This window comes from Cupriavidus basilensis (genome assembly GCF_029335485.1).
Classification (GTDB): Bacteria; Pseudomonadota; Gammaproteobacteria; order Burkholderiales; family Burkholderiaceae; genus Cupriavidus; species Cupriavidus basilensis_E.
On record NZ_JARJLM010000525.1, the window covers coordinates 1 to 10,016 of the forward strand.

The following is a 10,016-nucleotide window of genomic DNA, read 5'->3' on the forward strand; positions in this document are numbered from 1 at the left end:
GGATTGGGGGACATTTCCGGGTAACCGCTACGAAGCAATAGCTGACCACTGCCGCAGAGCTAGAAATCGGAAGGGCCCCAGGGCGGAAGCTTCGCCGGCAGCATGCACTGCTAGAATCGCGCGAGGTTCTAATAGGGGCTGCGGAGGCCCAGGTACCGCAGCATCTGCCGCGGGAAACCATGACGTTGGTTGTCTAGTGCCGGTAACCCGATGAAAGCGGCCCCGGCTTTGCACGGAGGATCAGCTTGGCCTCAGCAAGGCAAGTGCGGGATCTTTCAGCCACAGCGTGACGGGTCCGGGATGCTCGAGATGCCGGACTGATGCAGCCTGGCCAAAATCAACGGCTGTAGAGATGAGAGAATGAATCGAAGGCACTTCATATTGAACGGCCGCCGCAAAGCGGGGCGAGGAATGCAGCGCGTGGGCCATCTGCACAACAACTCCGTGGACCGTTTGCGATGACGCGCAAACGAGTCACAACCCGAGTCCCGGAGGTACTAGTGCCACAGGGGCCCGTGAATGCCGACGCGCTTGCCGGGGACATCCGGCGCCTTATTAGCGAAGCCCGTGCGGGGCTTGCCGTCACAGTCAACTCGACATTGACGATGCTGTACTGGCGGGTCGGCCAGCGTATCCGCTCGGAAGTGCTGGGCGGCGAGCGCGCCGAATACGGCGAGCAGATCGTTGTTTCGCTGGCGCGGCAGTTGGAGGCGGAACACGGTCGTGGCTTCAGCGTCAAGAATTTGCGGCACATGCTGCGCTTCGCTGAGGCTTTTCCGAGCGAGGACATTGTCTACGCACTGAGTAGACAATTGAGTTGGACCCACCTCCGCAGCCTGATTTACATAGATGACCCACTCAAGCGTGAGTTCTACCTTGAGATGTGCCGCAACGAGGGCTGGAGCACCCGCACCCTCCAGGACCGCCTGGACTCGATGCTGTTTGAGCGCACCGCGTTGTCCCGCAAGTCGGATGAGCTTTTAGCCGAAGAGCTGACAGCGCTGCGTGAACGCGGCGAACTAAGCCCCGGCCTGGTGCTCAAGGATCCCTATGTCCTCGATTTCCTGGGCCTGCGGGATCGCTATCTGGAGCGGGACCTCGAGGACGCCATCCTGCGCGAGCTGGAGCATTTTCTGTTGGAACTGGGAGCAGGCTTCACCTTTGTTGCTCGCCAGAAGCGGCTGCAGATCGACAACGACGATTTCTATATTGACCTGCTGTTCTACAATCGCCGCCTCAAGCGCCTGGTGGCGATCGAACTGAAACTGGGCGAGTTCAAGGCCGCCGACAAAGGACAGATGGAACTCTACCTGCGCTGGCTCGCCAAGCACGAGCAGGAGCCAGGGGAAGCGCCGCCGCTAGGCATCATCCTCTGCACTGGCAAGAAGCGCGAGCACATCGAGTTGTTAGAGCTGGACCAGACTGGCATTCATGTCGCTGAATATTTGACCGAACTGCCGCCCCGGCAACTGCTGGAGCAGAAGCTCCATGAGGCCGTTGCCCTGTCGAAGGCACGGCTCGACAATCGCGCCGACGACACCGGCGGTGCGTTGGCGGCGGATGAGCCATGATCCACCTGTCACGGATCTCCGTATATAGGGCATTCGTACTTCGAGTGTAAATCCGGGAGGGTAGCCTGGTGCGGCGTTGGTGTTGAAGCGGAGGCCCAGGCAGGCGGCCGCCTCGCCATCCTGGCGATTTCCGCTTGCGCGCAGAGCAGGGAGGCGCAGCGCTGCCAAGTCAGGGGTGATCGTGCTTTCTGATACGCCGGTGCCCGAAATCCTCTTTGAAATCAATAATTTGCACACAACGACTTTCCACGAAAAGCTCTTTGCACAACTCGTTGATACAGAACGGTTTACTTGCTGAAACCGTGTCAATCAGCACCGAAAGCACGATCACCCCAACTGCCGGTTCTCAGCCTCCAACTGCCGAATGCGCTGCTGCTCCGCTGTTAGCGGCTTGCCAACCCCTGCACCGCCCGCCAGTTCCGAATCGTACTGCGCCAGCCATCGCCGCACTGCCGTCTCTCCAAGCTCCATCGTCCGGCAAACCTCGCCCGCCGATAGACCCTGGTCTTTCACCATCCGTACTACTTCCAGCTTGAAGCTGGCATCAAATTGTCGGCGTTGTCTTGTCATCTGTTTCCTCGTCGATATGGATTGTCACCCTATCGACCTGTCCGAGGAAATTAAACCACTGCACACAGTGCAGCCTCTTTGAGCCGTGTAGCGGCGCTGTGTCGGTTTGCTTCGGTGTGTCGGTGACTGCGCGCGACTGGGCGACTCAAATCTCCGTGTGTTCTATCGTCACGGGTATCGATACGCAGCCGAGCGAATTGAGGAATCGGGCTACATTATCCATTGACTAGTGTTGACGTCGATATACCGTTTCTGAACGTGTTGCAATATTCAAAATAATGTACGATGCTGGAGTTACCATAGAAATGGAGAAGACAATGGCATCATACAAACAGCTGCTTGCCGAAAAGGAAAAACTCGAGGCTCAGCTCGTTGAAGTGCGAGCAAAAGAAGTTGCTGGCGTTATCGAACAGATTCAAGCCCTGATGGCGCAGTACGAGCTGACTGCCGACGACATCGCCCCAAAGCGTCGCCGTGGCCGTCCCGCAGCAGGCGCGGTGGCTAAGGCTTCGGCAAAACCCAAGACATCCCTGCCGCCAAAGTATCAAGACCCCAAGACGGGTGCAACGTGGACTGGCCGTGGCCGTGCGCCGGCTTGGCTCGGTAAGAATCGCGACAAGTTTTTGATTCCGGAAGCATGAGTGAGCTAGGCGGCCCAACGACCGTCGTTTTGCCGCAATTATTGGCAGATAGCCGCGCCGCTTGAGCCCCGAGTTTCAGTCGGGCGCAGGCGGCACAGTTTTTTCTCTGGAAGGCTGAAGCTACGTTCTCCAACTAGACCTGCGTACCCATTCTCGACTGAGCCTGGCGCCTGGCATGAGCAGGTGATGTTTAATGGGGCTGCTTCCGCGAACACGAGCGTTTGCTGGATCGACCCGGAAGCTTACACTTAGCTTCCGCGCATGGGGCCATCGAGTCGGCGCGACAGATGCAGTCCCTGGGAGGTTTTTAGTTTCGTGATCATGAAACTACGCTGCTTGCCACCTTGCGATCAACGGCCTCGAAGAGGGGCATCGATACCAAGGAGGCCGGAGATCCAATTAACGAAGGGCGACATGTAGTATCAGCCCTGTAAAGGCTTTTTATCATCGGCAGGCAGCCAGCGCAGCAGAGACGCCCACAAAGAAGAAGCCCTCGGCCGGGCAGGCAGAGGGCCAAACGTCCACGAAGAAATCGGGTAACCCTCAGTCACCCGTAGTCAGTATCCACCGGCCTACGTCTGCCCGTAACCCGGGAGGAGGGCAGTGCCGCAACGCATCCGAGAGACAAACGCCTCTTGGCGGTTGGACTGCTGATCTGAAAGGGCGCCAGTACGTCGCCAGTATGAAAACATCTGAGACTCTCTCGGCATCCGCCCGAACGCCGAGCGGAAGGGCGCGATGGCACTCCGATGCCCTTTTGCGGTCTGGACCCGGAACGCACACGTGTTCCGGGACGCTCCGCCCGGGAGAAGGCCCCCGGGCACGATCTGGCGCAGATGGGTTACAGGGGGGCGCATTTTCAAGGGCGTGGCGCACCGCAGCATATGCGTTCGCGGGGGGCGGTTGGGCCGACGTCTAGGGCGATGCATGGCGCTGCGCGCAAGGGGACGTTGATCCTTGCGATAGATAGCCGCAGTCTAAAAAAATTTATGTCACACCTTGATCATTTGTATCGGGCAGTATTGAATGAATTCTCCCGGTGCGGGATTGATGCCCCGGGGTCAAGATCTTGCAAAGAGGTCGCAGTTTCAACCGCACAGGCCAAGGGCTCGGCGCGGCGACGGTAGTGAAGCTCCCCAGCAGACCGAGCGTATAAAACATCGGAGACAAGGATGCTGAGCCCTCATGAATTCGCCACATTGGTCCTACTCAGGGAGGAACGGGATCCGCATGACCTGGATCCCGTGGATATCGACTCCCTGCTGTGTCACCAACTCGTCATGCTGGAGGAGAGTCCCTCTGGCCAAGCCTTCCCTCGCATCACACACCGCGGGCATTCGATTCTTAAAGCCGTCGGGCGGGCCCGCTAAGGCACCGCCCACTCGTAACGTATGGCGGCCTTCCAGCCCTCGGCGATCCTGCGGACCGCCGAGGGCAAGTTGCGTGCGCTGTCGACCTGCCAGGTGAGTCGCTCCAAGCAGTTGGTCGATGCAACGACCCTATCGCATCAATCCGTCGGCACGCTGCCCCAAGGACGTGCAGGGGCCAACTCAGGAACCATATGTCTTCCGGCAGGTATCTTGGCTGTGCCGGCGGTGAAGAGGATCCCGCGGCAACGAGGCAGATCAGTTGCGAGGCGATGCCCAGTCGGCATGTCTCCAAAGAATCTGCGGATGCTGCCGAGCGGCCGCGCGTCCGTTGTATGGAATTCTGAGTTCGCTGCGAACCAGGACCGCCCACTACTTACGCGCTATTCGACCCCTTGTGCATGCCGCAATAGGCGTATTTCAGAGAGTATTGACTCGTAACTTTCATATGTGAAATTCGCACCATTCCCCATCACCTTGGAGGAGGGGTGTCGTATACGGCATTTTTCACCACCGAGGTACGCCGATCATAGGAAGGACTACACACCAGGAATTTGTCGCCTCAGTGCGGTCGCCATTTCGGATATTGCGATTTCGATTATTTCGAATCACAATGCTCCCGTACTCAGACTCAGCCAGAGAATTTCATGAATGTGACCATCAGCAACACGGCGCTGCCTTCGGCAGATGAGAGCGCTATTGCCCGTGAGTCCAGCCATAGTCTTGCGGTGGTCCTGGACAACCGTTCTGAAACGCAGCAATTTGACTTCAAGACTGACAAGGGAGCGAGGCGCAGCGTCACCCTGCCGACCTCGGCGCTGAAGCTTCTGGTCGAAATGCTGGCCGAAATCGGGAAAGGGAACGCTGTTTCGATCATCCCAATCCATGCCGAGTTGACCACACAAGAAGCCGCAAACCTGCTCAACGTTTCGCGGCCGTATCTGGTTCAACTGCTGGAAAAGGGGGAAATCCCGTTCCGGAAGGTGAACACGCATCGACGCGTGCTCTATCAGGACGTCGTTAGTTATAGACAACGCACCGATGAAGCGCGACGCAAGGCGTTGGACGAGCTTTCCGCTCAGGCACAAGAGCTTGACATGGGCTATTGAGCATGGCGATCAGAATGTCCGTGAGTCGCTGGTCGCCGGGTACGAGCATCTGATTGCGTCCGTCGTTTTGCCCGATCCAGATGACCGGCATGTGGTCGCTGCCGCCATCCATAGCGGGGCCGAAGCGATCGTCACGTTCAACATGAAAGACTTCCCGAAGGCGGCGCTCGACAAGTTCGACATCGAAGCGATCCACCCAGACGATTTTCAGCGTGGATCTCCTTGACCTGAACACAGGCAAAGTTCTCGCCGCAGTGGCAGAACACCGTGCATCGCTCAAGAACCAGCGCTGCTGGATGAGGCTCGGCTGGAAAACACCATCATGGCGGCGGAGGCCGCGATGCGGTCTGAGCGCGTGCGCAAGCTGGAAGCAGAGAACGAGAAGTTCGACCGCCAGCTCAAGGGGGTGAACGAGAACTAGCTTTCCGCAGCCTCATTCCTATTCGTACCTGAAATCGTCGTCCACTCTGACTTTGTCGCCCTGGTGCCGGAACGGCTGGTGCACGATCACAGCGAGGCGCTCAAGGTGGTTGAATGTCCTTTCCCCGTGCCGGGCTTCGCCGTGAGCATGCTGTGGCACGAGCGCAACCATGGTCACAGCGGACAACGCTGGATACGCGAAGTTGTCATTGAGTTGGCAGGCAAGCTGTAACCCAAGCTGGGTCTTAGCTCTTTCAGGCGATTCCTTGCCCTCGAGAGGGGCGCAGTTCCCAAGATGCTCGTCCGCCATAGACCGGCACTGCAAATCGCTGTCCCTGTCGCAGTTCAATCACTGCACGCCACTGCCCAAGCTGAAGCCCAGGCCGTCGTCCAACATCGCGTAGCGCCCGCTGGCGAGAATTACACTGCGCCGATAGATACCGGCCACGTGCTGCCCGTCGGTGACGGGCCGATGCTCCAGGCCGGTTTCGGTGGCAATGTCCTGCGCAGCCCTCGCCAGCTCGCGCCCACGCGCTGCGTACCTTGGGCCGCCAACTCCCCACTGGATGCGCAGAACGCGGGCCACGCCTCGCTCGATACCACCACCCGTTACGTGACCACCGAGGCGGCGCGGCGCATGGAGGCGATGCAGGCGGTGTGGGATGCCGGCAGGGGCGACTGATCGCCTACCCCCAAATCATTGCACCTTTCCGACTCCCAAAACCTGATACCTATGTCTCTTGAGATCGAGCGCGCCGCAGCCACGGTGTGGATCCGTGAGCAGATGGCCAGGCACGGCCTGACCTCGGCCGACCTTCTGGTAGCCGGCTGCTTTGCCGTCGTGGCGCCACCGCCACCGCCGTCGGCTCCGGATCCGGCGCGCACCTACCGCAACGCCGAAGGGCAGAAATGGGACGGGCAGGCGCGATGCCAGCCTGGCTGCAGCGGGCCGTCAATGCGGGGCAGTCGGCGGAGCATTTCCGGGTGGGGTGACGCTACGCGAACCGCCGAGCCAAGAGGGCGCTGTGGAACAAGGCTGCTCGCCCGGGTGCGCAGGCGGGGCTGGCGACACCACGCCGTGCCCGCAGATCCAGCGCCACTTCCAGGCGCGCGCCAGCGAGCGGAGCCTGGCGGATGCATGCGTGGGGAGGGGACCGCGCACCTACGTCTCAACTTTGGGTAGATGCCAGCGCTGCTGGAGTGAACGTGAGTGAGAGATCTAGAACGCCCCTCTGTAAGTAGCAAGAGAAAGCGCCCGATCCGTATCATCGGTGTGCTGCCCACGCCGGGCATCCAGGAACAAGTCGTCATGGGCGTTATCGAACAAGGCCAGTTGGCAGGGGAGTTCGGGGGCTACGACGATCAAAACACGGTATTCACGTTCTGCGGTGGCGGCAGCAAATGGCATCAGGCGCGCTTCAACAGGCCAAGGGGATCCAGGAGGACGGCAAGTATGTTCTCTATGTCAGCGGGGCCGGCAAGATCGAACGAGCTAGGCTAACGATGGGGTTGGGGGCTGCTGATGGCCGCTTCAGTCTGGCTCTCGAATTCGGAACGGAGACCGTGTGCAGAGTCTCGGCCGAGGCCTGGGGACTCGCCGGTGGTGGCGTGACCTTGTTGCCGGCAACGCGACGATAACCTGAAGCGCCACATGGCGCCTGGGTACGGTCGAGTTCGCCCGCGATGCGCTGCACGACATCTGGGTGTAGTTGAAACACCGCAGCCGAGGAAGCGCACTCTCATAGGCGCAACGCGGAGGCATCGGCACGCTTAATGGGCATCTGTCACGTAACAATATCGTCACATTCCAGTGCCACTATGAGCATTCTCAGAATGGTGCGTATCCCTTGCCGACGCGACTCGACTCCATATCATGTTTTCTGCGGCACCGCTGCGGCCGTGACGGCGTTCGCGGCGATGCGGGGCGCGGGGATCGGCCAAGGTGCACCCGTACGCCGCCAGGTTGAGCCGCCGCAGCGCGGCGCTGTGGGTGTTGTACGGGCTTGCGGCACCCGCGCGCGGGGCCGCAGACGTCGATGATGTTTTCGCGTCCGGCGACGTGAAGGTGGTCGTTTTGCCGTCCGTCGCCGCCGACCAAACGCTCGATTTTGATATCCCGGCCGCGTCGCTGGGCACCGCTCTCCAGCGCTACGCCGTTGTTTCCAGCCGCCCGGCCTTGTTCAGCAGCGCAATGGTGGCAGGACGGCGTTCGACCGCCGTTCGCGGTCGCTATACCCCGGAAGCTGCCCTGCACCTCCTGCTCGAAGGGACAGGGGTGGCGGCGCAAAAGGGAAGGAGCGGCCCGGCCGAAGCCTTCGTCTTGCGGCCAATCAGCTCTCACGCAGACGCTGCCCGCTCAAGTATGGACGGCTTGAACACTGACTACGGCGGCTGGGTCCAGGCTCGTATTTGGGAAGCCTTTTGCGCTGACGCTCGCACTGTGCCGGGCGACTACCGCGTGTTGCTGCGCTTCGAGGTCGATGCTTCAGGCCGCGTTCATCAGTCGCGCCTGCTCACGTCTACGGGCAGCGCCCGCCGCGATGCCGCCGTACTGGACACCTTGCAGCGTGTGCGCGTGGACCGCTCGCCGCCGCCGGACATGGCGCAGCCGCTGACAATGGTTCTCCTGCCGCGCGATCCACAGCATCCGGACAACGCAGCCCAGCGCTGCGACAACATCGGTGGCGTGCCGCGCTCATGACCGAAGACACACGCCCGATCCTGTCGGAGTATCTGGCCCGGCACTATGGCAGCCTCAAGCAGCGCGTGACGCGGCTGCTGGGCAACGGAGATCTTGCCGGCGATGCACTTCACGACACCTGGTTGCGCCTGCAGAGCAAGGACAATGCGGGACCGGTCCAAAGTCCGGGAAGCTACTTGGTGCGAGTGGCCGTCAATATCGCGCTGGACGTGCGGCGTCGGCAAAGCCGGTCGCTGCCCTTCGACGAAATCGAGTCCCTAATGGCGTTGTCCGACTCAGCGCCGGGCCCAGCGCAGACGGCTGAACTGCGCTCTGAGGTGGAAGAGGCCCTCAGGTTCATCGATCGCATGCCGGAGCGTCGCCGCCAGATCCTGATGCTGGTGCGCTGGGAGGGCCTTCAGCAGAAAGAAGTGGCCGCACGGCTCGGCGTGTCCCTGCGCATCGTCGAGAACGAACTGAAGCGCGCCCACGACTATCTGGATGCGCAGATGCACAACAAAAAAAATAGTTGAGGGTTTTGCGTGATGTCATTCGTCTTTGCGTGTGAAAGGTTCAATCTCTCTTCGTCCAGCCCCGTAGGCACCCCGCGTATGCGGGCCAGCATGCTGCCTGGTGTGACGCAATGAAGACACGCGCCAACGATTGCACCGTTTCGACCGACGAACTGCACAGGCAGGCGCGCGTCTGGCTGCGGCTGCTCGCGTCAGCGGACGTCACGGCGGCCGATGCCGAGGCTTTCAGACGGTGGCTCAACACCAGCGCCGCGCACAAGGTGGCTTTCAACGACGTGAAGCACCGCTGGGCGGTGATGAAGCCTGCGACGGGCGAATACCTGCGTACTCGCCCGAAGGCGGCCGCCGACCATGAACGCGCACTGCGGGGGCCATACTACGGCCGCCGAGTCTTCCTGGGGGCCGCCGTGAGCGCCGCCGCCGTGGCCGGCATCGCGGTGATGCATCCGTCAGGCGGCCGCTGGCTGTCGCCGGGCGAATGGGGCGCGGATGACCGCACCGCCGTCGGCGAGCAACGCACGCTCGCACTGGCCCAACGGGCCAAGGTGATGCTCAACACCCAGACCAGCATCCGCCGCCAGACCGCGAGTGCGCAGACCAGTGGCATCGACCTGATCACGGGTGAAGTCGCCATCGATCTGCAGGCCGGTGGTGAGGATTTTGGTGTCGTCGCCGGAGTCGGTCGTTGTGTGGCCGAGGCGGGAAGCTTCGAGGTCCGGCATCTGCATGGGAAGGTGCGCGCGACTTGTATCGAGGGAGCGATGCGGGTGGAGCATCCCGCGGGCGTTCGGGCGCTGCGGGCCCGGCAGCAGACGGTGTATGACGCGGCGTCTGTCAGCGGCATCGCCAATGTCGAACCGGCGGATGTGTCGGCCTGGCGTCGTGGCGAGCTGGTATTCAACCAGGTGCGGTTGGTCGATGTACTCGCCGAGATTGACCGCTACCGAGCCGGGCGCGTGGTGCTGATGAACGATGCCGCGCGTGACAACCGGGTGACTGGACGCTTTCTTCTCGCGTCGCTGGATGCCGCGCTGTCGCAGCTTGAGAACACCTTTGATCTGAACGCGCGATTGCTGCCTGGCGGGCTGCTCGTTCTGAGCTGAATTTTCCGTTTCTGATGACAAA

General features: G+C 61.1%; 8 protein-coding genes and 4 pseudogenes. 10 read left to right on the forward strand and 2 right to left on the reverse strand.

Going from position 1 to position 10,016, the window contains the following annotated elements; all coding sequences use genetic code 11:
• Positions 1–458: 458 nt before the first annotated feature.
• Entirely contained in the window at positions 459–1,571 is a 1,113-nt protein-coding gene (locus P3W85_RS32235; protein WP_276267744.1) for a PDDEXK nuclease domain-containing protein, read from the forward strand.
• A 333-nt stretch (positions 1,572–1,904) separates the two neighbouring features.
• Here P3W85_RS32235 and P3W85_RS32240 read toward each other — a convergent pair.
• Positions 1,905–2,141 (reverse strand): annotated as a pseudogene (locus tag P3W85_RS32240) (transposase); the annotation flags it as partial.
• Between the two features lie 317 nt (positions 2,142–2,458).
• Here P3W85_RS32240 and P3W85_RS32245 point away from each other — a divergent pair.
• The 4 genes and pseudogenes from P3W85_RS32245 to P3W85_RS32260 all read left to right on the forward strand — a co-directional run bounded on the left by P3W85_RS32245 (position 2,459) and on the right by P3W85_RS32260 (position 5,910).
• Positions 2,459–2,782, forward strand: coding sequence for an H-NS histone family protein (locus P3W85_RS32245; protein WP_276267745.1), 324 nt, complete (start codon positions 2,459–2,461; stop codon positions 2,780–2,782).
• Positions 2,783–4,796: 2,014 nt separating this feature from the next.
• Positions 4,797–5,258 (forward strand): excisionase family DNA-binding protein, encoded by a 462-nt coding sequence (locus tag P3W85_RS32250; protein ID WP_276267746.1) that lies wholly within the window; start codon positions 4,797–4,799, stop codon positions 5,256–5,258.
• 7 nt (positions 5,259–5,265) lie between these two features.
• Positions 5,266–5,542, forward strand: a pseudogene (locus P3W85_RS32255) (PIN domain-containing protein); the annotation flags it as partial.
• Between the two features lie 215 nt (positions 5,543–5,757).
• Positions 5,758–5,910: a hypothetical protein gene (locus tag P3W85_RS32260; RefSeq protein WP_276267747.1), complete on the forward strand. Its 153-nt coding sequence runs from the start codon at positions 5,758–5,760 to the stop codon at positions 5,908–5,910.
• Between the two features lie 22 nt (positions 5,911–5,932).
• Here P3W85_RS32260 and P3W85_RS32265 read toward each other — a convergent pair.
• A pseudogene (locus tag P3W85_RS32265) lies at positions 5,933–6,210 on the reverse strand (DUF3363 domain-containing protein); the annotation flags it as partial.
• Between P3W85_RS32265 and P3W85_RS32270 the strand changes: the two are divergent.
• The 5 genes and pseudogenes from P3W85_RS32270 (at position 6,151) to P3W85_RS32290 (ending at position 9,994) form a co-directional block, all read left to right on the forward strand.
• Positions 6,151–6,360: a hypothetical protein gene (locus P3W85_RS32270; protein ID WP_276267762.1), complete on the forward strand. Its 210-nt coding sequence runs from the start codon at positions 6,151–6,153 to the stop codon at positions 6,358–6,360. The pseudogene P3W85_RS32265 and the gene P3W85_RS32270 overlap by 60 nt on opposite strands.
• 51 nt (positions 6,361–6,411) lie before the next feature.
• Positions 6,412–6,671 (forward strand): annotated as a pseudogene (locus P3W85_RS32275) (H-NS family nucleoid-associated regulatory protein).
• 949 nt (positions 6,672–7,620) lie between these two features.
• Positions 7,621–8,379 carry a TonB family protein gene (locus tag P3W85_RS32280; RefSeq protein WP_276267748.1) on the forward strand — a complete coding sequence of 253 codons (759 nt, stop codon included), beginning with the start codon at positions 7,621–7,623 and terminating at the stop codon, positions 8,377–8,379.
• Entirely contained in the window at positions 8,376–8,891 is a 516-nt protein-coding gene (locus tag P3W85_RS32285) for an RNA polymerase sigma factor (protein ID WP_276267749.1), read from the forward strand. Before P3W85_RS32280 ends, P3W85_RS32285 begins: the two co-directional genes overlap by 4 nt.
• A 110-nt stretch (positions 8,892–9,001) precedes the next feature.
• Positions 9,002–9,994 carry a FecR family protein gene (locus P3W85_RS32290; protein WP_276267750.1) on the forward strand — a complete coding sequence of 331 codons (993 nt, stop codon included), beginning with the start codon at positions 9,002–9,004 and terminating at the stop codon, positions 9,992–9,994.
• Positions 9,995–10,016: the final 22 nt, after the last annotated feature.

Excerpts from the sequence above, each read along its gene's own strand:
- P3W85_RS32235 (WP_276267744.1), top strand. The coding sequence starts at position 459 with ATGACGCGCAAACGAGTCACAACCCGAGTCCCGGAGGTACTAGTGCCA.
- P3W85_RS32270 (WP_276267762.1), top strand. The coding sequence starts at position 6,151 with ATGCTCCAGGCCGGTTTCGGTGGCAATGTCCTGCGCAGCCCTCGCCAG.
- P3W85_RS32245 (WP_276267745.1), top strand. The coding sequence starts at position 2,459 with ATGGCATCATACAAACAGCTGCTTGCCGAAAAGGAAAAACTCGAGGCT.
- P3W85_RS32250 (WP_276267746.1), top strand. The coding sequence starts at position 4,797 with ATGAATGTGACCATCAGCAACACGGCGCTGCCTTCGGCAGATGAGAGC.
- P3W85_RS32290 (WP_276267750.1), top strand. The coding sequence starts at position 9,002 with ATGAAGACACGCGCCAACGATTGCACCGTTTCGACCGACGAACTGCAC.
- P3W85_RS32285 (WP_276267749.1), top strand. The coding sequence starts at position 8,376 with ATGACCGAAGACACACGCCCGATCCTGTCGGAGTATCTGGCCCGGCAC.